This is a genomic window from Paraburkholderia sp. SSBN10T, assembly GCF_056619545.1.
The window spans coordinates 113,874-138,815 of sequence record NZ_JBWQQI010000021.1; the positions used below are offsets into that span (position 1 = coordinate 113,874).

Annotated in this window: 25 protein-coding genes; 13 read left to right on the top strand and 12 right to left on the bottom strand. The window is 63.5% G+C overall.

What is annotated here, in order from left to right; all coding sequences use genetic code 11:
* From AC1ECK_RS27880 to AC1ECK_RS27920, 9 genes are all read left to right on the top strand, one after another.
* Positions 1 to 1,491 (top strand): NADH-quinone oxidoreductase subunit M, encoded by a 1,491-nt coding sequence (locus tag AC1ECK_RS27880; protein WP_480324930.1) that lies wholly within the window; start codon positions 1 to 3, stop codon positions 1,489 to 1,491.
* Between the two features lie 25 nt (positions 1,492 to 1,516).
* On the top strand, positions 1,517 to 2,989 hold the full coding sequence (nuoN, locus tag AC1ECK_RS27885) for an NADH-quinone oxidoreductase subunit NuoN (protein WP_480324932.1): 1,473 nt from the start codon (positions 1,517 to 1,519) through the stop codon (positions 2,987 to 2,989).
* Positions 2,989 to 3,285, top strand: coding sequence for a DUF2818 family protein (locus tag AC1ECK_RS27890; RefSeq protein ID WP_480324934.1), 297 nt, complete (start codon positions 2,989 to 2,991; stop codon positions 3,283 to 3,285). Before nuoN ends, AC1ECK_RS27890 begins: the two co-directional genes overlap by 1 nt.
* Positions 3,286 to 3,326: 41 nt before the next feature.
* Positions 3,327 to 3,917 carry an NUDIX domain-containing protein gene (locus AC1ECK_RS27895; RefSeq protein ID WP_480324936.1) on the top strand — a complete coding sequence of 197 codons (591 nt, stop codon included), beginning with the start codon at positions 3,327 to 3,329 and terminating at the stop codon, positions 3,915 to 3,917.
* A gap of 259 nt (positions 3,918 to 4,176) precedes the next feature.
* Complete coding sequence (locus AC1ECK_RS27900; protein WP_480324938.1) at positions 4,177 to 4,602, top strand: DUF1178 family protein; 426 nt, start codon at positions 4,177 to 4,179, stop codon at positions 4,600 to 4,602.
* A 49-nt stretch (positions 4,603 to 4,651) separates the two neighbouring features.
* The gene (locus tag AC1ECK_RS27905) at positions 4,652 to 5,848 is read left to right on the top strand and encodes an acyl-CoA dehydrogenase family protein (protein ID WP_480324940.1); all 1,197 of its coding nucleotides are present in this window, start codon (positions 4,652 to 4,654) and stop codon (positions 5,846 to 5,848) included.
* 59 nt (positions 5,849 to 5,907) lie between these two features.
* Positions 5,908 to 7,044, top strand: coding sequence for an acyl-CoA dehydrogenase family protein (locus tag AC1ECK_RS27910; RefSeq protein WP_480324942.1), 1,137 nt, complete (start codon positions 5,908 to 5,910; stop codon positions 7,042 to 7,044).
* A gap of 34 nt (positions 7,045 to 7,078) precedes the next feature.
* A complete protein-coding gene (locus AC1ECK_RS27915) occupies positions 7,079 to 7,537 on the top strand; it encodes a MaoC family dehydratase (protein WP_480324944.1) in 459 nt (152 codons plus the stop codon).
* Positions 7,534 to 7,998 carry a MaoC family dehydratase gene (locus AC1ECK_RS27920; protein ID WP_480324945.1) on the top strand — a complete coding sequence of 155 codons (465 nt, stop codon included), beginning with the start codon at positions 7,534 to 7,536 and terminating at the stop codon, positions 7,996 to 7,998. The genes AC1ECK_RS27915 and AC1ECK_RS27920 overlap by 4 nt, the downstream gene beginning before the upstream one ends.
* A 117-nt stretch (positions 7,999 to 8,115) precedes the next feature.
* Here AC1ECK_RS27920 and AC1ECK_RS27925 read toward each other — a convergent pair whose 3' ends face one another.
* The 6 genes from AC1ECK_RS27925 to AC1ECK_RS27950 form a co-directional block, all read right to left on the bottom strand.
* Positions 8,116 to 8,817, bottom strand: a complete 702-nt coding sequence (locus AC1ECK_RS27925) for a glutathione binding-like protein (RefSeq protein ID WP_480324947.1) — start codon at positions 8,815 to 8,817, stop codon at positions 8,116 to 8,118.
* A 132-nt stretch (positions 8,818 to 8,949) separates the two neighbouring features.
* Entirely contained in the window at positions 8,950 to 10,209 is a 1,260-nt protein-coding gene (locus tag AC1ECK_RS27930; protein ID WP_480324949.1) for an acyl-CoA dehydrogenase family protein, read from the bottom strand.
* A 29-nt stretch (positions 10,210 to 10,238) separates the two neighbouring features.
* Complete coding sequence (locus tag AC1ECK_RS27935; RefSeq protein ID WP_480324951.1) at positions 10,239 to 11,345, bottom strand: phosphotransferase; 1,107 nt, start codon at positions 11,343 to 11,345, stop codon at positions 10,239 to 10,241.
* 23 nt (positions 11,346 to 11,368) lie between these two features.
* A complete protein-coding gene (locus AC1ECK_RS27940; protein WP_480324953.1) occupies positions 11,369 to 12,088 on the bottom strand; it encodes a histidine phosphatase family protein in 720 nt (239 codons plus the stop codon).
* A 33-nt stretch (positions 12,089 to 12,121) separates the two neighbouring features.
* Positions 12,122 to 12,910 (bottom strand): oxepin-CoA hydrolase, alternative type, encoded by a 789-nt coding sequence (locus tag AC1ECK_RS27945; protein WP_480324955.1) that lies wholly within the window; start codon positions 12,908 to 12,910, stop codon positions 12,122 to 12,124.
* Positions 12,907 to 14,463: a 3-hydroxyacyl-CoA dehydrogenase gene (locus AC1ECK_RS27950; protein ID WP_480324957.1), complete on the bottom strand. Its 1,557-nt coding sequence runs from the start codon at positions 14,461 to 14,463 to the stop codon at positions 12,907 to 12,909. Before AC1ECK_RS27950 ends, AC1ECK_RS27945 begins: the two co-directional genes overlap by 4 nt.
* Before the next feature lie 126 nt (positions 14,464 to 14,589).
* On the opposite strand from AC1ECK_RS27950, the gene AC1ECK_RS27955 reads away from it, so the two are divergent.
* Positions 14,590 to 15,237: a glutathione S-transferase family protein gene (locus AC1ECK_RS27955; RefSeq protein ID WP_480324959.1), complete on the top strand. Its 648-nt coding sequence runs from the start codon at positions 14,590 to 14,592 to the stop codon at positions 15,235 to 15,237.
* 148 nt (positions 15,238 to 15,385) lie between these two features.
* Here AC1ECK_RS27955 and AC1ECK_RS27960 read toward each other — a convergent pair whose 3' ends face one another.
* Both AC1ECK_RS27960 and AC1ECK_RS27965 read right to left on the bottom strand, forming a co-directional pair.
* Positions 15,386 to 16,558, bottom strand: a complete 1,173-nt coding sequence (locus AC1ECK_RS27960) for a pyridoxal phosphate-dependent aminotransferase (protein ID WP_480324961.1) — start codon at positions 16,556 to 16,558, stop codon at positions 15,386 to 15,388.
* Positions 16,559 to 16,636: 78 nt separating this feature from the next.
* Positions 16,637 to 17,161 carry a putative toxin-antitoxin system toxin component, PIN family gene (locus tag AC1ECK_RS27965; RefSeq protein ID WP_480324963.1) on the bottom strand — a complete coding sequence of 175 codons (525 nt, stop codon included), beginning with the start codon at positions 17,159 to 17,161 and terminating at the stop codon, positions 16,637 to 16,639.
* Between the two features lie 56 nt (positions 17,162 to 17,217).
* On the opposite strand from AC1ECK_RS27965, the gene yaaA reads away from it, so the two are divergent.
* Both yaaA and AC1ECK_RS27975 read left to right on the top strand, forming a co-directional pair.
* On the top strand, positions 17,218 to 18,000 hold the full coding sequence (gene yaaA, locus AC1ECK_RS27970; RefSeq protein ID WP_480324965.1) for a peroxide stress protein YaaA: 783 nt from the start codon (positions 17,218 to 17,220) through the stop codon (positions 17,998 to 18,000).
* Between the two features lie 93 nt (positions 18,001 to 18,093).
* Positions 18,094 to 19,257, top strand: coding sequence for a M14 family metallopeptidase (locus AC1ECK_RS27975; protein ID WP_480324967.1), 1,164 nt, complete (start codon positions 18,094 to 18,096; stop codon positions 19,255 to 19,257).
* Between the two features lie 179 nt (positions 19,258 to 19,436).
* Here the strand turns inward: AC1ECK_RS27975 and AC1ECK_RS27980 are convergent, their stop codons facing one another.
* From AC1ECK_RS27980 to AC1ECK_RS27995, 4 genes are all read right to left on the bottom strand, one after another.
* A complete protein-coding gene (locus AC1ECK_RS27980; protein WP_480324969.1) occupies positions 19,437 to 20,063 on the bottom strand; it encodes a BspC domain-containing protein in 627 nt (208 codons plus the stop codon).
* 158 nt (positions 20,064 to 20,221) lie between these two features.
* Positions 20,222 to 20,896 (bottom strand): energy-coupling factor ABC transporter permease, encoded by a 675-nt coding sequence (locus AC1ECK_RS27985; RefSeq protein WP_480324990.1) that lies wholly within the window; start codon positions 20,894 to 20,896, stop codon positions 20,222 to 20,224.
* A 135-nt stretch (positions 20,897 to 21,031) separates the two neighbouring features.
* Positions 21,032 to 21,895, bottom strand: coding sequence for a response regulator transcription factor (locus AC1ECK_RS27990; RefSeq protein WP_480324971.1), 864 nt, complete (start codon positions 21,893 to 21,895; stop codon positions 21,032 to 21,034).
* A 300-nt stretch (positions 21,896 to 22,195) separates the two neighbouring features.
* The gene (locus tag AC1ECK_RS27995; RefSeq protein WP_480324972.1) at positions 22,196 to 23,410 is read right to left on the bottom strand and encodes a DUF2863 family protein; all 1,215 of its coding nucleotides are present in this window, start codon (positions 23,408 to 23,410) and stop codon (positions 22,196 to 22,198) included.
* A 289-nt stretch (positions 23,411 to 23,699) separates the two neighbouring features.
* Between AC1ECK_RS27995 and AC1ECK_RS28000 the strand changes: the two genes are divergently transcribed.
* On the top strand, positions 23,700 to 24,815 hold the full coding sequence (locus AC1ECK_RS28000) for an AI-2E family transporter (RefSeq protein ID WP_480324974.1): 1,116 nt from the start codon (positions 23,700 to 23,702) through the stop codon (positions 24,813 to 24,815).
* Positions 24,816 to 24,942 lie beyond the last annotated feature (127 nt).

Below are 24,942 nucleotides of genomic sequence, written 5' to 3' on the forward strand. Positions count from 1 at the left end.
ATGCACACGTATCCGATTTTAAGTATTGCCATCTGGTTGCCGATTCTGTTCGGCCTGCTGGTTCTTGCTATCGGTTCTGACAAGAATCCTGGCCCGGCGCGCTGGCTGGCACTGGTGGGTTCGGTTCTCAGCTTCATCGTCACGATTCCGCTGTTCACCAGCTTCGATTCGAGCACGGCGGATCTGCAGTTCGTCGAGAATGTGCGTTGGATCGACCGCTTCAACATTACCTACCACCTCGGGGTGGATGGCATCTCGATGTGGTTTGTGGTGTTGACCGCGTTGATCACGGTGATCGTGGTGATTGCCGGCTGGCAGGTCATTACGAAGAACGTGGCCCAGTATTTCGCCTCTTTCCTGATCCTCTCCGGCATCATGGTCGGCGTGTTCTGCGCAGCGGACGGGATGCTGTTTTACGTGTTCTTCGAAGCGACGCTGATTCCGATGTACATCATCATCGGCGTATGGGGCGGCCCGAACCGCGTGTACGCGGCGTTCAAGTTCTTCCTGTACACGCTGATGGGCTCGCTGCTGATGCTGGTTGCGCTGCTGTATCTGTACACGCAGACGGGTACTTTCGATCTGGCGACCTGGCAGACCACGAAGATCGCCATGACGCCGCAGGTTCTGCTTTTCATAGCGTTCTTCCTCGCCTTTGCGGTGAAGGTGCCGATGTGGCCGGTCCACACCTGGTTGCCTGACGCCCACGTCGAGGCGCCGACCGGCGGCTCGGTGGTGCTGGCGGCGATCATGCTGAAGCTCGGTGCTTACGGTTTCCTGCGCTTTTCGCTGCCGATCACACCGGACGCGAGCCACTTCCTGGCGCCGGTCGTCATCACACTGTCGCTGATTGCGGTTATTTACATTGGTCTGGTCGCGATGGTGCAGGCCGACATGAAGAAGCTGGTCGCGTATTCGTCGATTGCGCACATGGGCTTCGTCACGCTCGGCTTCTTCATCTTCAACCAGCTCGGCGCGGAAGGCGCGATCGTGCAGATGATCTCGCACGGTTTCGTCTCAGGCGCGATGTTCCTGTGTATCGGTGTGCTGTATGACCGGATGCACTCGCGCCAGATCGCCGATTACGGCGGCGTCGTCAACACGATGCCGAAGTTCGCGGCGCTGGTGATGTTGTTTGCGATGGCCAACTGCGGCCTGCCGGGGACCTCCGGGTTCGTCGGCGAATTTATGGTGATTCTGGCTGCGGTCCAGTACAACTTCTGGATTGCAGGCGGCGCCGCGGTCACGCTGGTTCTTGGCGCGGCCTACACGCTGTGGATGTACAAGCGCGTGTATTTTGGCGCGGTGGCAAACGACCACGTGAAGAAACTGCTCGATATCGACAATCGCGAGTTCTTCATGCTGATCGTGCTGGCCGCATTGACGCTGTTCATGGGCCTGTATCCGAAGCCCTTTACCGATGTGATGCACGTATCCGTGGAAAACCTCCTCTCCCACGTTGCGCAGTCGAAACTGCCGTTGCCTCAGTAACGCAGAGCGGAGGAATTTAAACACCATGCAAAACGCACCTATGACTGCCCTGTTGCCCGACGGCCTGTTGATGCTCGCCGTAGTTATCGCGTGGCTCAACGACACGTTTTTCGGCCAGGCGGCCCGACGCACCACGTATTTCATCGCCCTGTTCTCGACGCTGATTGCCGGCGTCTGGTTCGGCGTGAACGCCTTCGACCCGCAAGTGCATTACTTCTTCGGGCATATGTACGTGGTGGACGCCTTCGCCAGCACGATGAAGGCGGTGGTATCGCTCGGTTATACGGTGTCGATCGTCTACTCGCGCAAGTACCTCGAAGACCGCGAGCTGTACCGCGGCGACTTCTTCCTGCTGGGGATGTTCTCGCTGCTCGGCCAACTGGTGATGATCTCGGGCAACAACTTCCTGACGCTGTACCTCGGTCTGGAACTGATGTCGCTGTCGCTGTACGCCGTGATCGCACTGCGTCGCGAGGTCGCACAGTCGAACGAGGCGGCCATGAAGTACTACGTGCTCGGTGCGCTGGCTTCCGGTTTTCTGCTGTACGGCATCTCGATGCTCTACGGCGCAACGGGTTCGCTGGACATCAACGAAGTGTTCAAGGCGGTCGCATCGGGCCGTATCAACGACGTGGTCCTGCTGTTCGGCGTGATCTTCATCGTGGCCGGCGTGGCGTTCAAGATGGGCGCGGTGCCGTTCCACATGTGGGTGCCTGACGTGTACCAGGGCGCACCGACCGCCATGACGCTGCTGACCGGCGGCGGCCCGAAGGTCGCGGCCTTCGCGTGGGGCCTGCGCTTCCTCGTGATGGGTCTGTTGCCGCTGGCAGTCGACTGGCAGGAAATGCTGGTGATCCTCGCGGCGCTGTCGCTGATCGTCGGCAACATCACCGGTATCGTGCAGCGTAACGTCAAGCGGATGCTCGCTTACTCGGCGATCTCCAACATGGGCTTCGTCCTGCTCGGCCTGCTGGCCGGCGTGGTCGACGGCAAGACCGCCGGCGCCGCAAGCGCGTACGGGTCGGCGATGTTCTACAGCATCGTCTACCTCGTGACGACGCTCGGCACCTTCGGCATCGTCATGCTGCTGGCACGACGCGACTTCGAAGCCGAGACGCTCGACGACTTCAAGGGCCTGAATCAGCGCAGCCCGGTGTTTGCGTTCGTGATGATGATCATGATGTTCTCGCTCGCGGGTATTCCGCCGGCAGTCGGCTTCTACGCGAAGCTGGCCGTGCTGCAAGCGACGATGAACGCCGGTCTCACGTGGCTGGCCGTGCTGGCCGTGATCACCTCGCTGTTCGGCGCGTTCTACTACCTGCGGATCGTCAAGCTCATGTACTTCGACGACCCGCTCGACACCGCGCCGATCCAGGCCGATGCCTGCAACCGTGCCTTGCTCGCGCTGAACGGCCTCGCCGTACTGGTGCTCGGCATCGTGCCGGATCCGTTGCTGAAGATTTGCCTGCAAGCGATCACCCATACGCTGACGCTCTGATGTCCGCTGCTGGCTGGTTTATTGTGTTGTTGGCGCTCGCGGGCGCCAACCTGCCGTTCCTGAATCAACGTCTCTTCGCCGTCGTGCCGCTCAAGACGGCGAAGAAGAGCGCGTGGCTGCGGATTGCCGAGCTGATCGCGCTGTACTTCGTGGTGGGCGCATTCGGCTTCATGCTCGAAGCTCGCGCGGGTAACCGCTTCGAGCAGGGCTGGCAGTTCTACGCGATCACCTTCAGCCTGTTTCTGGTGTTTGCGTTTCCCGGTTTCACTTTCCAGTATCTCGTCAAACGACGCTGACGGCTCAGGCCGTCGCGCACCACGCTGTCCTGAGGTTGCACATGGCTGAACTTCCCGATCACGACGCTGCGCTTACCGAGACCTGCCTTGAGAGCAAGACGCTCCATCAGGGCCCGTTCCTGACCCTCAAGTGCGATACCGTCCGCTTGCCGGACGGCAAGAGCGCGACACGCGAGTACGTCAAACACCCGGGCGCCGTGATGGTGATCCCGCTGTTCGACGACGGCCGCGTGCTGCTGGAGTGCCAGTACCGCTATCCGATCGGCAAGGTGATGTACGAGTATCCGGCCGGCAAGCTCGATCCGAATGAAGGCGCGCTCGCTTGCGCAAAGCGCGAGTTGCGCGAAGAGACCGGTTATACGGCGCGCGAGTACGTCTTTGTGACGCGCATCCACCCGATCATTTCGTATTCGACCGAATTTATCGACATCTACCTCGCACGCGGGCTGACCGCCGGCGAGCGCAAGCTCGACGATGGCGAGTTTCTCGAACTGTTCACGGCGACTGTGCCCGAGGTTTCCGAATGGGTGCGCACCGGCAAGATCACCGACGTGAAGACGATTATCGGCACGTTCTGGCTGGAGAAAGTCCTGTCGGGCGCATGGCCGGCCGCTGAGCCTGTGCCTAACTGATTGGCGGCGACCCGGCCCAGGGTCATCGAGGCCAGCCCGCCGGCTCAAACCGGCACGCAGGAAACCGCGGCAGCTCTCACGGCTGCCGTTGTCATTTATGGCCGGTCGGCGAGCATCGGTCCAAAGCGTTAGAATCGCGCACGCACGCTCGATTGTTCCCAAACACGAAAACGTGCCAAAGTTATCCCGGCAAAATTTACGAACGACCGTTCACAAATTTCCATTTTGCGCTACACTCATACGCAAGCCCTGATTCCACATGAAGGTCCTCGATTTACAGTGCCCGCACGGCCATCGGTTTGAAGGCTGGTTTGCCTCCGCCGAAGACTTTGAGTCGCAGTTGTCCCGCAAGCTCGTCGAATGTCCGATTTGCGGCGCGACCGAAGTGAGCCGTTTGCCGTCGGCGCCCCGGCTGAACCTGTCGGGCGCGAGCGCGGCGCCGGCTCCTGCGGGCGCTGAAGAGTTGCAGGCGCGCGTCATGCGCGCGCTCCGCGAGGTACTGGAAAAGACCGAGAACGTGGGTGACCGCTTCGCCGAGGAAGCGCGGCGCATTCACTACAACGAAGCGCCCGCTCGCAACATTCGCGGTGTCACGACAGCGGAAGATGCGAAAGCCTTGGTCGAAGAAGGCATTGAAGTGATGCCGTTGCCGATCCCGGCCGCTCTGAAGGAACCGTTGCAATAGCGCAGCGGCTCACTGGCGGCGGGGCAGCCGCGGCCAGGAGACACTGCGCATGAATCTCGATTATTCCCCCGCTGACGACGCGTTCCGCGCCGACATCCGCGCCTGGCTCGAAGCGAATTTGCCTCGCGAGCTGAGCGACAAGGTACTCAATCACAAGCGTCTGAATCGCGAAGACTTCGCGAGCTGGCACAAGCTGCTCGGTACGCGCGGCTGGTCGGTCGTCGCCTGGCCCAAGGAATACGGCGGTCCGGGCTGGGACGCCACGCAACGGCACATCTGGGACGAAGAGTGCGCCCGCGTCGGCGCACCGACCGTGTTGCCGTTCGGTGTCTCGATGGTAGCGCCCGTGCTGATGAAATACGGCAACGAGGCGCAAAAGCGCCACTATTTGCCGCGGATTCTGGACGGCTCGGACTGGTGGTGCCAAGGCTATTCCGAACCGGGTTCGGGCTCGGATCTGGCTTCGCTGCGCACGCGTGCCGAGCGTGTGGGCGATCACTATGTCGTCAACGGCCAAAAAACGTGGACTACGCTCGGCCAGCATGCCGACATGATGTTTTGCCTCGTGCGCACCGACAGCGGCGCAAAAAAGCAGGAGGGCATCTCGTTCCTGCTGATCGACATGAAGACACCGGGCATCACCGTGCGCTCGATCATCACGCTCGACGAAGACCACGAAGTCAATGAAGTGTTCTTCGAGGACGTGAAAGTGCCGCTCGAGAATCTCGTCGGCGAAGAAAATCGCGGCTGGACCTATGCGAAGTATCTGCTCGGTCACGAGCGCACCGGCATTGCGCGCGTCGGCCAGTCGAAGCGCGAACTCGTGTTCCTGAAGCGTCTTGCGCTCGATCAGAAGAAGAACGGCAAGCCGCTGCTGCACGACCCGGTGTTCGCTGCGAAGGTCGCGAGCCTGGAAATCGAACTGATGGCGCTGGAAGCAACCGTGCAGCGCGTGGTCGCCAGCGAGACAGGTGGGCGCGGGCCGGGACCGGAGGCGTCGATGCTGAAAATCAAGGGCACCGAAGTCCAGCAGGGCTTGACCGAGCTGATGTTCGAAGCCATTGGACCGATGGCCGCACCGTTCGATGTTCCGTTCCTCGAAGGCGAACGCGCCCACAGCATTGCCGGCGACGATGACGCTGCGCCGCTGGCCGCGTACTACTTCAACTTCCGCAAGACGTCGATCTACGGCGGCTCGAACGAAATTCAAAAGAACATCATCGCGCAGATGATTCTCGGACTTTGAGCTTTGCATGGGATGGGAGTAAGCGCTGAAGCGCTAACTCCCATCGACAGGAGACAACGATGGACTTCACTTTTACCGACGAACAACAGCAATTCGCGGACGCGCTGCGCCGTTATCTGGACAAGAACTACGGCTTCGAAGCGCGCCAGGCGATCGTCTATTCGGACGCGGGCGTTTCGGATACGCATTGGGCGGCCTTCACCGAACTGGGTTTGACCGCTTTGCCGGTACCGGAAGCGCAGGGCGGCTTCAACGGCAGCCCCGTCGACATGCTGGTCGTGATGCAGGAGCTGGGCCGCTCGCTGGTGGTTGAGCCGTACTGGGCGACGGCGGTGGGTATCGAGGCATTGCGCATTGCGGGCCTGGCAGGCGCGGGGCAGAGCGAAGATGCCGCGTTGCTCGAACGCGCAGCGCAAGGCGAGATCAAGCTCGCGGTGGCGTTTCACGAGCCGCATGCCCGCTACGATCTGTTCTCAGTCGACACGGCAGCCATGCAGCAAGGCGAGCATTACACGCTGAGCGGCAAGAAATCGGTGGTGTTGCACGGTGCGCAGGCGGATCACTGGATTGTGCCCGCGCGTCTGAACGGCGAGATCGCGCTGTTCGTCGTCGCACGAGACGCCGCAGGTACGCAGGTCACCGACTACCGCACGATCGACGGCCAACGGGCCGCGTCATTGGCGTTCGCCGGCACGCCCGCGCGGCGTCTTGGCGGCCAGCACGCCGGCGCGGCGGCGCTCGATCAGATCGCCGACTACGGCACCGTGTTGCTGTGCGCGGAAGCTGTCGGCGCGCTCGACGCGCTGAATCACGCCACCGTCGAATACACCAGGACGCGCCAGCAATTCGGTCAGCCGATCGGACGTTTTCAGGCCTTGCAGCACCGCATGGTCGAGATGCTGATTCACGCCGAGCAGGCCCGCTCGCTGACGTACCTGGCCACTGTGCGCTACGCTAGCAGCGATGCCGACGAACGGCGCCGGGCGGTCTCGGCCGCCAAGGTGCGGGTGGGCCAGGCGGCTCGTTTCGTCGGTCAGCAGGCGGTGCAGTTGCACGGCGGCATGGGCGTGACGAACGAGGTGGCGGCAGCCCATCTGTTCAAGCGTCTGGCGATTATCGAAACCACGCTGGGCGATGTCGACCATCATCTGGCGCGCTTTGTCGCGCTGCCCGAGTTTGCCAGCGCCGAAGTATGATCGCGCGGCTAGTCCGAATCAGTGAGGTATCAGGATGGGATTGAGTTTCGAAGATATGGAAGTGGGTACGGTAGCCGAATGTGGGGAGCATACGTTTACCCATGACGAGATCGTTCGGTTTGCCGAGCAGTTCGATCCGCAGCCGTTTCACATTGACGACGCCGCGGCGGCGGCTTCGCCGTTCGGTGGCCTGATCGCGAGCGGCTGGCACACCTGTTCGGTGATGATGGGGCTGCTGGTGCGCAACGTGCTGGCCGGTTCGACGTCGATGGGTTCGCCGGGTATCGATGAAATCCGCTGGTTCAAGCCGGTGCGGGTCGGCGACACGATTCGCATGACCAACGCGGTTCTCGACAAGCGCGTGTCGTCGAGCAAGCCGGACCGCGGCATCGTCTCGACCGAATGGGCGGGGATCAACCAGCACGGCGAGACGGTCATTACCGTACGCTCGAAGGCGCTGTTCGGCTTGCGCCATCCGGGGGCGAGCGCATGAAGCGCGAGGCGGTCGCGCTCGATGCACAGGCGCTGCGTTCGCTGGTGGGCGGCGAGCCGCTCGTGAGTGAATGGCAGAGCATCGAGCAGGCGAGCGTAAACGGCTTTGCCGCGGCAACCGGCGATCATCAATGGATTCACGTCGACCCGGAACGGGCGCGGCGCGAATCGCCGTTTGGCGGGCCGATCGCGCACGGTTTTCTGACCTTGTCGTTGATTCCGGCTTTGCTGGAAAAGACGGTGACGCTCAAGCAGCGGATGGGCGTCAACTATGGTCTGAACCGGGTACGGTTTACCGCGCCAGTGCCGGTCGGCTCCGAGATTCGCGCGCGTTTTGCCGTGGCAAGCGTGGACGATGTGGAAGCGGCCGGCGTGCAGGTGGTGTGGAATGTGACGCTCGAACGGCAGGGCAATGAGCGGCCGGTGTGCGTGGCGGAATTCATCACGCGGCATTACTTCTAGTCTTCTGGTGCTGGCTGGACGAGCGGCAGTTTTTTAGCCGCATCGTACTAGCGTGGCCACACGATCACATGGACGGCCTGTTTGCCGTCCATGACGCCCGTTGTTTTGCGCCGAATCTCAGTGCCTGGCGTACTGTGTCGCGCCGAACAGCACTTCCTTGGCTTTCTCGTCCATCAGCGGTTTGCGCGCCGAAGCAAGCACTTCGACGCCGCGCAGCACGGCCGGCCTTGCGGCGATCTCTTCGTGCCAGCGTTTCACGTTCGGGAACGCGTCCAGTTCGATACCCTGGTTTTTCCACGAGCGTGTCCACGGGAACGACGCAATATCTGCAATCGTATAGTCGTTGCCCGCGAGGTAGCGGGTCTGGCCGAGTTGCGTGTCCATCACGCCATACAGGCGCCGCGTCTCGTTCGTATAGCGGTTGATCGCGTATTCGATTGGCTCCGGGGCATAGATGCGGAAGTGATGCGTCTGCCCGAGCATCGGCCCGACGCCGCCCATCTGGAACATCAGCCACTGCAGTGTGGCGTAGCGTCCGGCTGGATCGACGGGCAGGAACTTGCCGGTTTTCTCGGCCAGATAGATCAGGATTGCGCCCGACTCGAACAGCGAAAACGGCTTGCCGTCAGCGCCTTGCGGGCCGTCCGGATCGACGATGGCGGGAATCTTGTTGTTCGGGCTAATGGCGAGAAACTCGGGCTTGAACTGGTCGCCGGCGCCGATGTCGACTGGGTGCGCGGTGTACGCGAGCCCCGTCTCTTCGAGCATGATGTGAACCTTGTGGCCGTTCGGGGTTGCCCAGCTATAGACGTCGATCATCGTGGCTCCTTTGTCGAAGCGGCGCCGCATCAGGCCGCGCCGAAGCAGGCAAAAATTAGAGCATAGATCGGGTAATGCTGCAGAGCGGCCGCCGGACCACCAAGGGACCGCCGCATGGCGGTCCGTCGCGCATCACGAACGCGTAATCGGCGTCTCCACGCGCGCCGCCGCGCCGGCATCCATATGGCGCGCCAGTTCGAGTTTGGCGATGGCGTTGCGATGCACCTCGTCCGGGCCGTCGGCGAAGCGCAGGGTGCGCGCCGACGTGTAGGCGTAGGCGAGCGGAAAGTCTTCGCTTAGACCGGCTGCGCCGTGTGCCTGCATGGCCCAGTCGATCACCTGGCACGCCATGTTCGGCGCCACCACCTTGATCATGGCAATCTCGCCACGCGCGCCCTTGTTGCCGACCGTGTCCATCATGTATGCAGTCTTGAGCGTCAGCAGCCGAGCCTGCTCGATCATGCAACGCGCTTCGGCGATCCGCTCGAGCGTGACGCCTTGGGCCGCGACCGGCTTGCCAAACGCCACGCGTTGCAGCGAGCGCTTCGCCATCAGTTCCAGCGCGCGCTCCGCAAGCCCGATCAGCCGCATGCAGTGGTGAATCCGGCCCGGTCCGAGCCGGCCTTGCGCGATCTCGAAGCCCCGTCCTTCGCCTAGCAGCATGTTGGACGCCGGCACGCGCACGTTCTCGAGGGTGATCTCCATGTGTCCATGCGGCGCGTCGTCATAACCGAACACGGTCAGCGGACGATGCACCATGATGCCGGTTGCGTCGGCGGGAACGAGGATCATCGATTGCTGCTGGTGGCGCGGCGCGTCAGGGTCCGTCTTGCCCATCACGATATACACCTTGCAGCGCGGATCGCCCGCGCCCGAGGACCACCACTTGTGGCCGTTGATCACATAGTCGTCGCCGTCGCGCACGATGCTCGTCTGGATGTTGGTCGCATCGGACGAGGCTACTTCCGGCTCGGTCATCAGGAATGCAGAACGGATCTGGCCTTGCAGCAACGGTTCGAGCCACTCGCGCTTGTTCTCCACGCTGCCGTAGCGCTCGATGGTCTCCATGTTGCCGGTGTCGGGGGCATTGCAATTGAACACTTCAGGCGCCCACGGCACGCGTCCCATGATCTCGCACAGCGGCGCGTATTCGAGGTTCGTCAGCCCGGCGCCGCGTTCGGAGTCGGGCAGGAACAGATTCCATAGGCCGGCGTCGCGCGCTTTCTGCTTCAGGTGCTCGATCAGTTCAGTCGGCAACCAGGCATTGCCGTTCGCGCGGTTGCGTGTGATTTCGTCGGCGAAGGCCCGTTCGTTCGGGTAAATGTGTTCGTCGAAGAAGGCGAGCAGTTTCTCGCGCAGTGCCTGAACCTTCGGGGTGTAGTCGAAATTCATGTGAGACCTCGCGGATGACGGGGGTTCGGTTAGCGCACCTTCTGTGCGTAGCGCCAGGCGAGTTCCGCCATGGGCCTGGCGCGCCGGCCTGCATCGAGCGCCTGTGCGCTCGCCGCCGTGCCGTCGACAACGCGTTTCATGATGCCTTGCAGGATCGCAGCGATCCGGAACATGTTGTAGGCCAGATAGAAGTTCCAGTCGCCGTGAATCGCGAGACCGGTGCGCGCGCAATAGCGTTGCACGTACTGCGCTTCGTCCGGGATGCCGAGCGCGGTCCAGTCGAGCCCGGCAATGCCGCGGAACTGCGCCGGATCGACGTGCCACGCCATGCAGTGATATGCGAAGTCGGCGAGCGGGTCGCCGAGCGTCGACAGCTCCCAGTCGAGCACGGCGAGCACGCGCGGCTCATGCGGATGGAAGATCAGGTTGTCGAGCCGGTAGTCGCCGTGGACGATCGAGACGCGCGCGCCGGTCTCATCCGGCATGTGCTGCGGCAGCCATTCGATCAGGCGTGTCATGGCGTCGATCGGCTCGGTTTCGGAAGCCAGATACTGCTTGCTCCAACGGCCGATCTGCCGCGCGAAGTAGTTGCCCGGTTTGCCGTAGTCGGCGAGCCCGAGTGCGGCCACATCGACGCTATGCAGCGCGGCGATCACGCGATTCATCTCGTCGTAGATAGCGCCGCGCTCAGTGGGCGTCATGCCGGGCAGCGACTGATCCCACAGCACGCGGCCCTCGACGAACTCCATCACGTAGAACGCACGGCCGATTACGCTCTCGTCCTCGCACAGCGCGAGCATTTGTGCGACCGGCACGTCGGTGCCGGCGAGCGCATCCATGACGCGGTACTCGCGCTCGATCGCGTGGGCGGACGGCAGCAGTTTTGCCGTGGGTCCGGGCTTCGCGCGCATCACGTAGGTACGCGACGGCGTGATCAGCTTGAAGGTGGGGTTCGACTGGCCGCCCGCGAACTGCTCGACGGTGAGCGGTCCAGCGAAGCCGTCCACATGCCGCGCCAGCCATGCACCGAGTGCGTTGCTGTCGAAGCGTTGCCGGTCCGTAACCGGCCGCGTGCCGACGAACGCCGAGTAATCCGGTTTGTGTTCAGGTTCGCCCGTCTTCGTGGCTTCGCCCATTGTCTCCTCCAGTTGAGTGTTCGCTACGCTCCGCGCTTGTATTGAATGAACTGGGCGTAGAGCATTTCCATCGTCGTGTTCCGCACATCGCGATGCAGCGGCGATGGCGGGGAGTAGTTGAGCGTGCGCAGCACCCAGTCGCGCGGGGCAGCGCCTACGTCCAATGCATTGATGCAGCCGGTGGCCTGCGAAAGATGGCCAAAGAAGGTGCGCCCGCCCGCCGTGATGGCGTGCGACAGGATGGCGCGATTCACGCCGCCATGCAGGACCAGCAGTACGGTGTCCCACGTCGGGTCCTCGCGCAGCGCTGCGAGCGCAGGCAGCACGCGGTCGAATAGCTCGCCGATCGTTTCGCCGCCAAGAAAGCGCGTGCTCTCGGGCACGACGCCATCGAATACGCTGAGGAACGCCGCTTCAATATCGGTTGCCGGGATATCGCTCAGCTTGCCGCCGCGAATTTCCTGCCAAGCAGGTTCGACTTCGAGATCGATATGCTGGTGGGTTTCGGCCAGCACGCGCTGTGCGGTTTCGATGGTGCGCGGCAAGCCGCTGACGATCACCCGGTCGAAACGGATCTGATGGGCGGCGAACGCATGTCCGGCGGCGCTCGCCTGGTCGCGGCCGTTGGCGTTCAGCGGCACCGTTTCCGGATCGATGGCACGCCCGCTGGCGTCGAAGTACGTCACGTCGCCATGGCGCATCAGGTAGATGCGGCGCCGCCTGGGCAGTTGGTATTCAGGCATGTCGGCCTCGCTGGCTCACTCGCTGGTGGATGCTCATTTGTACCTGGGGGCGCGCTTTTCGAGGAACGCGGTGATGCCTTCGAGCGCGTCGCCGTGATGCAGCGAGGCGACGAAACTGTCGCGTTCGGTCACCAGATGCTCGGCGAGCGGCTGTGCACCGGCCGCGCCGATCAAGGTCTTGATGCGGGCCGCGGCGTTCGGCGAAATCTTGCCGAGATCGTCGGCCCAGCCGATTGCGGTCTCGCGTACCGTACCGGGTTTGGCGAGCCGGTTGACCACGCCGAGTTCGTGCAGGCGCGCAGCGCCGATGGGTTTGCCTTCGAGCAGGACTTCAGTGGCGAGCTGGCGCGGCAATGCCTGGGCGAGGAACCACGAGCCGCCGCCGTCCGGCGTCAGACCGACACGCGCGTACGACATCACGAACTTGGCATCGTCCGCGGCGACCAGCAGATCGCACGCCAGCGCCAGCGAAAAGCCGGCGCCGGCCGCGGCGCCTTCCACGGCGGCGATGACAGGTTTCGACGAGGCGCGCAGGGCCGCGATCCATTCGCCCAGCAGGTCAATGCTTTGTGCTTGCACGGAAGGGTCTTTCGCGCGGTTTTCCAGCAGCCGGTTCAGGTTGCCGCCGGCGCAGAAGAACTGGTCCGCACCCGTCAGCACAATGGCGCGTACCGACGGATCGCGCTCGGCGCTGTCGAGCGCCTCGATGCCCGCTGCGTACATGTCGGGATGCAGGGCGTTGCGGGCACCGGGGTTCGATAGCGTCAGGACCAGCGTCGACTCGCTTTCAGCCGGGCGCGAGGTGAGCAGTTCGGCGCTCATGACTGGCTCTCCGGCTGGGCATCGGCGGCGTCGCCCTGGGTCAGCGACAGGCCCAGTTGCGCGCGCCGCGCGAGCCACGGCGACGGACGGTAGCGTGGGTCGCCCAGCACGCTGAACATGTTGCGCAGAATCGTGAGAATGGTGTGCGCGCCGAGTGCATCGCCGAGCGCGAGCGGGCCGCGCGGATAGCCGAGACCGAGCGTGACCGCGAGGTCGATGTCGGCGGGCGTGGCAATCTGCTTTTGCGCGATCTCGCAGCCGATGTTGACGATCGTCGCCACCACGCGCTGCGCCACGAAGCCGGTCGAATCGCGGATCACGGTCACGCGCGTGCCGTCTGCGGCAAGCAACGCGTGCGCGGTGTCGCGTGCGCTGCGGGTCGTGGCCGGCGTGGTCATCAAGGTGCGGCGTTGCGCGGCGGAGAGCGGGAACAGCGCATCCACGGCGACGACGCGGCGTGCATCGAGCCCTTCGTCGACGGCAGCCGTGGTCGCATCGTGACCGAACGGCGTGACGAGGATGAGCGACTCCGCCGCCGGTGCAGCGCCTTCATCGAGTGCAACACCGGCCTTGGCGATCAGTTGCAGCAACGCCTCACGCGCCGCGGGGTAGCGCTTGCTGACCCACACGCGCCCGGGCAACGCCGTCGGCGCGGGCGCTTCTTCAGGGATGTGCTGCTTGCCGTCGTCGTAGCGATAAAAACCTTCGCCGGTCTTGCGGCCGATCAGGCCACCCGCGAGCCGCGTGCCGGTGATCGGCGACGGTGTGAAGCGCGGCTCTTCGTAGAACTGGTGATAGATCGACTCCATCACCGGATGCGACACGTCGAGCGCGGTCAGATCGAGCAGTTCGAACGGTCCCAGGCGAAAGCCCGCCTGTTCGCGCATGATGCGGTCGATCTCGACAAAGCTCGCGACACCTTCCCCCGCCACGCGCAAGCCCTCGGTATTCATGCCGCGGCCTGCGTGATTGACGATGAAGCCCGGCATGTCCTTCGCCCGCACCGGCGTATGACCCATGCTGCGCGCCAGCGCCATGAGCGCATCGCCGGCGGCGGGGTCGCCGCGCAGGCCGTCGATCACTTCGACGACTTTCATCAGCGGTACGGGGTTGAAGAAGTGATAGCCGACCACGCGCGATGGATCAGCGCAGCCCGCCGCAATCGCCGTGATCGACAGCGACGAGGTATTCGACGCCAGCAGGCAGCGGTCGCTGACGACGCTTTCGAGTTCGCGAAAGAGGGTACGCTTGACGTCGAGCTTTTCGACGATGGCCTCGATCACCAGATCGCAGTCCGCGAGATCGCCGACGGCTTGTGCGCCGGTGACGTTGGCGAGCGCCGCGAGCGAATGGGCCTGGTCGAGCTTGCCTTTGGCGGTCAGCTTGGCGAAGATCTCGGCGAGGTAGTCACGCGCCGCGCCGACAGCGGCCGGATTGGTGTCGTACAAACGGACCGTCAGGCCGGCCAGCGCGGCGATCTGCGCGATGCCGCGCCCCATTGCACCGGTTCCGACAATGCCGATAGTCTCGATGCTGTAATTGCGAGAGGTCATTGGGTTGCTCGACTCCATGGTTATTTTAGAATAGCACGATCGTGCAATTTACTGGATGATGGATGCAAAGGCCGCTGGTTCGATTGTAGTGAGCGGTTCCGACCACCTGTCAGACGGAGACACCCGATGCTCAAACTGTGCGGCTTTGCGCTGTCCAACTACTACAACAAGGTCAAATTCGTGCTGCTCGAACATGACATTCCGTTCGAGGAATCCTTCGTGATGACTAGCCAGGACGAGTCGCTGCTCGCGCACTCGCCGCTCGGCAAGGTGCCGTTCATTCAGACCGAGCAGGGCGACCTGTGCGAATCGCAGGCGATCGTCGAGTACCTGCACGCGCGCTTTCCGGAGAAGGGGATTTTCGCCGCGGACCCGTGGGAAGCCGCCAAAGAGCGCGAGTTGATCACGTTCGTCGACCTGCACCTGGAACTGGTCGCGCGCGATCTCTACAAGGAGGCCTTCTTCGGCGGCACGGTGACCGACGCGACCAAAGGACGGGTGGAAAAGCTGCTGACGCGCCATATTGCCGGCTTCAAGCGGCTCGCGAAGTTTGATCCGTTTCTGCGCGGGGCAAGGTTCGGTGTGGCCGATATCGCGGCGTTCGTGAGCTTGCCGCTGGTCGGCATGACGACGCAGATCATCTACGGCCGCGATTTTCTGCTCGAGGCCGGGGTGGACTGGAAACGTTATGTGCAGGCGGTGGGCGAGCGGCCCGCGGCGCAGCGCGTGACGGCGGATCGCAAGGCTTATATCGCGGCGAGCGCGAAGCCGTGAGCGAGCGCCGCCGCGCGAACTGCCCGGCTCGTCCGGGATGCGCGCGCGGCTTGCACCGCTTGCCTCTGTCCGCGTCGCGCAGGCGCGCACCGCTGCCGCTTGCGATGGCGCGGAACGCAGGTTCGTTCGCGGCATCGCGGGCGTCATCCTAGAGGCGCGCCAGCCGGTCGAGCGCGGTGGCGAGTGTCTGTTCCTGCTTCGCGAAGCAGAAGCGCACCACGCCCGATTCATGCGACTCGTGATAGAACGCCGACACCGGAATCGCCGCAACGCCGATTTCGCCGGTCAGCCATTGTGCGAACTCTGCTTCGGGCAGGTCGCTGATCGCTGAATAGTCGACACACTGGAAGTAAGTGCCGGTGCACGGCAGCAGCTTGAAACGCGTGTTGGCGAGACCGGCGCGGAAGAAATCGCGTTTCTTCTGATAGAAGGCGGGCAGCTCCAGATACGGCGCCGGGTCGCGCATGTAGTCGGCGAGGCCGACCTGCATCGGCGTATTCACCGTGAACACGTTGAACTGATGGACCTTGCGGAATTCGGCGGTCAGCGCGGCGGGCGCGGCCACGTAGCCCACCTTCCAGCCGGTCACGTGATAGGTCTTGCCGAAGCTCGACACCACGAAGCTGCGCTGCGCGAGCTCCGGATAGCGCGCGACGCTTTCGTGCGGCGCACCGTCGTACACCATGTGCTCGTAGACCTCATCCGACAGAATCAGCACGTTGGTATCGCGGACGATTGCTTCGAGCTTGCGCATGTCCTCGGCGCGCCAGACCGTGCCGGTCGGATTGTGCGGCGTGTTGATCAGCAGCAGGCGCGTTTTCGGTGTGATGGCGGCGGCGAGCTTGTCGAACGGGATTTTGTAATCAGGCGCATCCAGCGTGACGAACACCGGCTTGCCGCCCGCCAGCTCGATTGAGGGCACATAGCTGTCGTAGGTCGGCTCGACCACGATCACTTCGTCACCCGGGTGCACCGTGCACAGAATTGCGGTCAGGAGCGCCTGCGTGGCCCCCGCCGTCACGGTGATCTCGCTGTTCGCGTCATAGCGGCGGCCGTACAGGCTGGCAATCTTGTCCGAGATGGCTTGGCGCAGGGGCGCCGCGCCCGCCATCGGCGGGTATTGGTTGTGGCCGTCGCGCATGGCGTTCGCCACCGCATCGACGATACGCGGATCGCAACCGAAGTCCGGGAAGCCCTGGCCCAGGTTCACGGCCCCTTTTTCCGCGGCGAGCGCGCTCATCACGGTGAAAATGGTGGTGCCCACGTTCGGCAGGCGGGATGGAAACGGCGGGATCATCGGCGTGTCGTGCGGTGCATTCATGGCGCTATCGGTGCTTGTACGGTGGTCTCGAAGACAGGGTGAAGCTCGATTGTAGGGAATTGGCGCGCAGCGCGTGCGTCAGGCCGGCGCGGTCTCGTCGGCCAGCAGCGCGCAGGCGGCGACGAACGGGCCGGGCTGGGCGATCCGGAAACCGAAGTCGCGGGCGACGCGGCGCGCCAGCTTCAGCACCGCACGGTCCTTCGACACCAGCCAGTCGGCTTGCGCGGCGTGCGCCAGTTCGAGGAACTTCTGGTCGTCGCGGTCCTTGCACTTGGGTAACGGGCGGGCGTTTTCAGCGGGTGTGGCCGCTTGTGTAGCCGTTTCTGTGGCTGGAGCGGACGCGGGCTGCTCGACTCGTTGTGCGAGGCGCGCCACCGTTGCAAGTGCCGCCGCCTTGTCGACCTCGCGCTTGGCGAACTGCGGATAGTCGAGCACGTAGGTGAGTTCCGCGAGACAGCGGGCGTCGATCAACGCTGCGAGCGCGCCGCTCTCGAGGGCGGCGCGGATGGGACGCGTGTGCGGATCGTCGAATACGAGGATGTCGATCCATACGTTCGAATCGAGGACTACGCGCAGTGCGGGTGCGGCAGGGGAGGCGGGCATTCGTTACAATCTGGCTTTCGTCATTAACGCCAGGCACGGCGTGCCTGCAAGCCTCTATGATAATCGTTCTGTCGCCGGCGAAATCGCTCGACTACGAAACCCCTGCGCACGTCAAAAAACATACGATCCCCGATTTTGTCGACGATGCCGCTGAATTGATCGGCGGATTGCGCCGTCTGTCGCCGCAGCAGATCGGCACACTGATGAGCATTTCCGATCCGCTCGCCCAGCTCAACTTCCAGCGTTACGCCGAGTGGTCGCCCAGCTTCGATACCCGCAACGCGAAGCAGGCAGTACTCGCGTTCAACGGCGACGTGTACGAAGGACTCGATGCGAAGACCCTGTCGTCCGCGGATCTCGACTTCGCGCAAAAGCATGTGCGCGTGCTGTCGGGGTTGTATGGGCTGCTGCGTCCGCTCGATCTGCTGCAGCCTTACCGGCTGGAGATGGGGACGCGCTTTGCCAACGCCCGCGGCAAGGACCTGTACGCGTTCTGGGGCGAGCGCATCACACAGGCGCTCAATGCGCAATTGAAGAAGAACCTGAAGGCGGCGCGGGTGCTGGTCAACTGCGCGTCGGGTGAGTACTTCAAGTCGGTCAAGCCGAAGCTGCTCGACGCACCGGTGATCACGCCGGTGTTCGAAGACTGGAAGGGCGGGCGCTACAAGATCATCAGCTTCCACGCGAAGCGCGCCCGTGGGCTGATGGCGCGCTATGCGGTCGAGAACCGCCTCGAGGCGCCGGAGCAGTTGAAGGGCTTCGACGCGGAGGGTTACGCGTTCGACGCCGAGGCATCGAACGATTCGACTTACGTATTCCGCCGGCGGATCGCCGAGTGAGTGGCCAGTGAGCGCCAGATGAGCGCCGGGCAAGCGGGCGAGCGGGAGCGTACCGTACCGACTGCAATGGGCGTCCAAGCCGGGAAAAACATCATGACACTATCTATTACGAGCAACTTCGACGCAGGCGCGATCGAAGTCCTGTCCTGCGAGCAGGCCGGCAATATCCGTCTGCGCGTGCGGCCCGACAGCCACGCCGACTTTGCACAGTGGTTCTACTTCCGCCTGTCCGGCGCGCAGGGCGAGCGTTGCGTGATGACCTTCGAGAACGCCGCCGACTGCGCGTTCGCGGAAGGCTGGCGCGACTATCAGGCGGCCGCGAGTTACGACCGCGTGAACTGGTTCCGCGTGCCCACCTCATACGACGGCCGGGTGCTGACGATCGACCACACGCCCGAGTTCGACCGCATCTACTACGCGTACTTCGAGCCGTATGGCGAAGAGCGCCACTCGGAGTTTCTGGGCGCCGTGCAGCAAATGCCGCAAGCGTCGCTGACCGAACTCGGCCTCACCGTCGAAGGCCGGCCGATGTCCTTGCTGACGCTCGGCACGCCGCAAGCCGACCAAACTGGCGATACGCCGAAAAAGAAGATCTGGATCATCGCGCGCCAGCATCCGGGCGAGACGATGGCGGAATGGTTCGTCGAAGGCCTGGTGAAGCGCCTGGCCGGTTGGGGCGATTGGGCGGGAGACCCGGTCGCGCGCAAGCTGTACGACCACGCGGTGTTCTACATCGTGCCGAACATGAATCCCGATGGCGGCGTGCACGGCAACCTGCGGACCAATGCGGCCGGCGCGAATCTGAATCGCGAGTGGATGGAGCCCGATGCGGCGCGCAGCCCCGAAGTGCTGGTGGTACGCGACGCCATCCATGCAACCGGCTGCGATCTGTTCTTCGACATTCACGGCGACGAGGCGCTGCCGTATGTGTTCGTGGCGGGCTCGGAAATGCTGCCGGGTTTCACGGAACGCCAGGGCGAGGAGCAGAAGGCTTTTATCGAGGCGTTCAAGCATGCGAGTCCGGACTTCCAGGACAAGTACGGCTACGCGGCGAGCAAGTATCGCGAAGATGCGCTGAAACTTGCGTCGAAGTACATCGGCAATCAATTCGGCTGCCTGTCCCTGACGCTGGAAATGCCGTTCAAGGACAACGCGAATCTGCCGGATGAGCGGGTCGGCTGGAATGGCGAGCGCAGTGCGTCGCTGGGCGCCGCGATGCTGCAGGCGATCCTGCGGCATGTAGAGACGTTCGCCTGACGCGGCTAACGCCGATGCGGCGGCCTCGGGTCGCTCTCGAGGGATTCACTTCGCTGTAGCGGCTTTTCGTAGCGATAAAAGCGGGTCATGTGCGTTGAGCACATGCCCCGCTTTGCTTTTGTATGAGCGTGGATGCCCGGCAGCGGAGCGGCGTCCACGCGCACTGATGCGTCATGGCGTCACTGCGTCTTCTTCGCCGACGTTTTCTTGCTGCTCGATTTGCTGGATGACGACTTGCTCGACGTGGCCTTCTTCGAGCTCTTGCCGGACGCCTTCTGGGTAGACGATTTGTTGCCGGTCGAGTGCTTGCCCTTGACGCCCTTGTGTTTGCCTGACGGCGTGGCGCGTGGTTTGGCCGGCGGCACAGGATCGTTCCAGCTGAACGCGAGCATCTGGCTGCCCACGTAGCCGCAGCGGAATTTCAGGTCGGCGGGTTCGCCGCCGTCCTGGCGTACGCCGAGCCCTTCCACGGTGACGATGTTGTCGACCTTGACGCGCTGCTTGCCTTCGTCGAACGAGTCGTTCCACGGCGTGACCGAAGAGTGCGCGCTATCGAAGGAGCTGGGTGGGAATTCGACGTGGTCGAAAGCGGTGGAGGTGCTGGCGACAAAATTGCCATGCGCTGCGCAGTCCGCCACAAGCGGGTCGGCGTGCATGTCATTGACGAATTTATCGACGAGTTCGTTGTGCTGTTCGAGCTGATCGGCGAATGCGGGAGCAGTGCACATGAGCGAGACACTCGCTGCACATGCTGCTAACCGGCCGACCACCCGCAGCAATCGGCGCGGTACGTTGGTGCAATCCATCTAGTTCGGTAGGCGCTATTGAGACATCAGGCACGTAAGATGCGTGACGACCGGAAGGAGTTCAATCCTGACACAAATATTTTGCTCTGCCGTGGTACGCCGTCTCGAATCAGGTGTGTGCGATGCGGACTGATTGCCGCACCGTCTCGCCGGCCGCTTCAGATGCGTGGGCCGCCTAGCCGGTAGCGACGCACGTCGTACGTCGTTACCCATGCAGGCCGGTAGACGGCGATCAGCGCCGTGGACATACCGGTGAACCATGCTTCGCCGGTTGCCAGCAGAAACACACTGAACGCATAACCGACGGGCACGACGGTCATCGAGCCGCCGGAGATAGCGACGTGGGCGCCTACCGCAACCCCGGCGGTGAGCGCGACCGCGATGGCGGGGGACACGAAGCCCTGGCCGAAGATGAACATGAACAGGTTGCGCGGCAACCACGCGATGCAGGCCCGCTGCAGCAACGCGGAGATGCCGACCGGCAATGCACCGTAGATGATGAAGGTAAGCGCGATGCCCTGCCATGGAGCATCGAAGACAACCGCGGCAAGCCCGGTGACCGCAGCCATGGCGACGAGTGCGAGGGCCCAGTCGAACAACGTGACGACCAGGGTTGCGCCGAGCAAATGCATCACCGTGCCGTCGTCGAGCCATGCGTTGCTGGCCCAGAGCACCGAGACGGCAACGATGATTGCGAGCCAGACGTGTTGAAGAGTCGCGTCTTGCAGTCGTTTGAAAGGATTTTTCCACAGCGCGAGCGCGAGCAGCAGCGCGGTGGCGATCCAGCCACCGACAGCGACCCATAGCGGAAGCGGTGTGTAGAGGAAACCCATAAATCTCATATTACTCGTTGGATGGAAAAAGGTGTGAGCGGATTCCATGCCAGCGGCGACCAAGGGAGCGGATTTCCTGTCGGCGGCCACCGGAGATCGCGGTAGCGGGCCGGCAAGCGTCGGCTTGCAGCCGGCTCACTCCGGCTCGGTGGATTCGTCCGGAGCCGGCTCGCCGAATGGAACCGTGGCTTCAGCCGCCATAAGCTGGTCGGCCGTGGTGTCGTTGGCCGGCAACGGGTAGGTGAGAGGCGGCTGGTTGCGGCGGCGCAGCGGGACAGCCCCCTGCTGACCCATGACCGGCCGCGGCGGGCTGCTCTGATCGGTGCGCAGCACTTCGAGCTGGGCCGACAGCCAGCCGTTGTAGAGCGCTACGGCCGCGGCGCGGTTGGGGGCGCCGAGCTGCTGGAAGATGCTGGCCAGGTGGATCTTGACGGTACCTTCGCTGATGCCGAGGGTGCGGGCAATCATCTTGTTCGTGCTGCCCATGTGCACGCAGCGCATGATCTGCTCCTGGCGCGGCGACAGGCCGCTCGCGAGCCGGGCTCGCCTGGGCGGCGGCTTGACGACGACCTCCGGTTGGCGAGGGGCCGGCTCGGGCGGTGGTGGTGGCGGGAGCGCCAGCGCACCTGCTGGAACGTAGTGGCCGCCAAGCAGCACGATTTCAAGCGCCCGCACGATCAGGCGTGGGTCCGTGTCCCGCAGGACTACGCCGAGTACCCCTTTGTCGAGCAGATCGCACACGTGTTCGGGCGAGGTGTCGCCGGTGAGCACGGCGACCCGCAGGCCGGGGTGTTCGGCCAGCAACCGGCTGATGGCGGCTGAGGACATCCAGTCCTGCCAATCGATCACCAGCAGATCCGGCGCCTGCCGGCGTAGCGCGCGGTCCACCTGGCGCCAGTCCTGTGCTTCATTGAAACGCGCCTGGCGGTCGATTTGCCGCAACAGTGCCTTGAGTCCGTCGCGTCGCTCCGCGTCCGAGTTGAGTACCGAGAATCGCATGCCATGCCTCCAGATGAATCGGTCTTGATGACGACGCGATGCTAACGAGCGGCAGATGAAGCCGGTTTGATTGCGATGCGCCATCGGCGTCATCATGACAAATTCCTCGTGTCTTGACGGCCTGGCCAGAAGGCATAAGACAAGTGACATGCTGCGCTGCCCGGAGCCCGGCCGCGCGAAAATACAAACGGCCCAGGCAGCGTGAGCCGATTGGGCCGTTCGGATCTGGCGGGTGGTCTTGCCGCTTGGCGCTGCTTTTGGGGAGCCGGGCCAAGACCGGCAAGACTGTCGCAGGGCGTGTTAGTGGAAGTGCGGCTGTGCGGGTTCGGCGTCTTCGGGCATTTCCGCATGGACGATTTCGCCGAGCGGGTCGGCGTACAGCGGCACACCGCAATCATCGCAATATTCTGGTTCGAAGCGGCCCGCATGGCGCCGGATATCGGTCACACCGGTTTCCTTCAGCAGTGCGACGATTTCTTCGAGCGGACCGTTGACGGCGCTGGTCTCTTGCGGTTCTTCGTCAATGCCCGATTCGCCGCTCTCCCTGCCATACAGGGGCCAGACGACGCCATAGATCACATCGTTGCTGCCGCGGCGCGTGAAGCCGACGCGATATTCGTCGATACGGCGCTCGCCGAAGCCTGCGACGACTGCACGCAGGTCGCCCGGCGCAGCGCTGATGGTGTCGAACAGGTAGCGTACGGCGGTGCGCACAGTATGCGGGCGCACGCGTTCGTCGGCGTCCCGGCAGGCCGAGTAGTAAGCGTCCGGCAGCAGGCACTCGAATTCGCAGCCGGGCAAGGCCAACGTCAGATTGGCGCCGCCCTGGGTGGCCCACTGCTCGAGGCATTGGCCGCGCTCGATGCGGTTGCCGTGCTCCTCTTCCTGCCAGCGGAACACCGGCGCGCCGAGAGGGGCGGCGACCACCGCCAGCAGGAAGCGCGGGTCGGCCAGAATCGGCGAGGTTTCGGGGAGTTCGCCGAAGTTGATTTTCGCGGCGCCGCCGCCGAGCGCAGCCTGCGCAAGCTGCTGGGCGATGCGCCAGGTTTCGACGTGATGGCGCGGCAACTGGTCGATGCTATACAGGAACGGCGCCATCGCCACACGGGTGCCGGCGGCGAGGACGTGTGCCTGCAGATGGGCGCGCAAGGCGTCCGCGGCGTCGCCCTTCAGCGGGCCGGAGGGGATCGCGTAGCGGGTCCAGGCCAGCACGGGCGCGGCGATCAGCAACGCCTCGTGCGGCACACCGTCGTGCTCGACGATGAACGATTCGCTATGCGTTTCCGCCATATCGGCGAGCGCACCGTAGGCATCCGGATGATTCTGCTGAAGATGGTCCAGCGCCGCATCCAGGGTTGTCTGGTTGGCGTTGCGGACGATCTTGGCCAGCAGCGCATCGAGCTTCGCTTCCCAGAAGCGGTCTTCGGTGCGGCTGCCCGACGCGAATAGCGCGAGCGAGAGACCGACAAGCTTGTCGGCGTCGGGGGGGAGACGTTTGGCGATTCGCGAGCGCATAAATCCAGGAATGGGGTGCACAGAACCGTATATTCTAGTCTTTTCTGTGCCACCCCATGAATTGCGCGTGATGCTGGATGACTCAGGCTGTCCGGGGCGGGGCGCCGGCATGGTCGAGGGAGCCTTGGCGGTGCGCTATATGCCGATCGGCGGGTTGACGTGGACCGCTTGATTGACCCAAGGTAGGGGCTGCTGCGCGACTGACTTCCGGACGGGCGACCTTGAGCGTTGCGCCAATGAGCGTGGGCGCGGGAGTAGTTGCGGTCTGAAACAATCGAGGGGATGCATAGTGAAATCGGACCAACTGATCGAGCGGCTTGCCGCCGTGTTTGCATTGATCGTGCTGGTGGGCGGCTCGTTACTGGTGCTGGCGCCATTCACGACGGCGTTGCTGTGGGGCGCCATTCTCAGCTATAGCTCGTGGGGGCTGTATCGTAAGCTGACCGCGCTGGTCGGCGGCCGACGCAAGCTGGCGGCGTTACTGATCGTCTTCATTATCCTGATCGTGGTTCTTGGGCCGTTCGTCTACGCGGGGTTCGCTTTCGGCGCGCATGCGCATGAGATGGTCGCGCTGGTGCAAAAGCTGTTTGAAAATGGGTTGCCGGATTTGCCGGACTGGGTTGGGCGGATACCGCTGGTGGGTCCGAATATTGAGGCCTTCTGGGCGCATCTGACGAGCGGCAACTCGGAATTGATCGCGCAGTTGCGAACCTTGGCGGCGCCGGCCGGCAAGTGGATTCTGGCTGCCGCCATTGCGGTGACGCATGGATTGGGGCTGCTCGCACTCAGTATTGTGCTGGCGTTCTTCTTCTATACAGGGGGCGAGGGTGCCGCGGCATGGTTGAACGCTGGGATGCGCCGCATCGCCGGCGAACGCGCCGATTATCTGTTGGCGCTGGCGGGCAATACCGTGCGCGGTGTCGTCTACGGCATTCTCGGCACGGCGCTGGTGCAGGGGGTGCTGGCTGGCTTCGGTTGCTGGATTGCCGGCGTGCCGGCGCCTGCATTGCTTGGCTTGGCGACCTTTTTCCTTTCCGTGATGCCGGGTGGTCCGGTGATTGTCTGGTTGCCCGCTGCAATCTGGCTTTACCACGGTGGCGCGACCGGCTGGGCGATCTTCCTCGTGATCTGGGGCGTGGTCGCGGTGGGTATGTCGGACAACGTGATCAAGCCGATCCTGATCGGCAAGAGCAGCGATATGCCGTTGATTCTGGTGATGCTGGGCATTCTCGGCGGAGCGTTTGCGTTCGGCTTCCTTGGCGTATTTATTGGACCGACGTTGCTGGCTGTTGCCTACACCGTTTTGCATGATTGGACGATCGGTTCCTCGGCAGCCCGAACCTTGAAGCCGGAAGTCGAAGCAGCCTCCGTTGACGACACACGACCGGTTCAAAAAGCGCCTTGAAATAAATTCGCGATAGGGCTTGCAAGGCGAAGTCTGTCTCGCTAGAATCCCGTTCTTTCGCGCTCCGGAAAGCGGGGCGCGGGGAGCGGGAGAGCCAGCAGTGGCAAGGCTTGCGGCGGCGCGGACG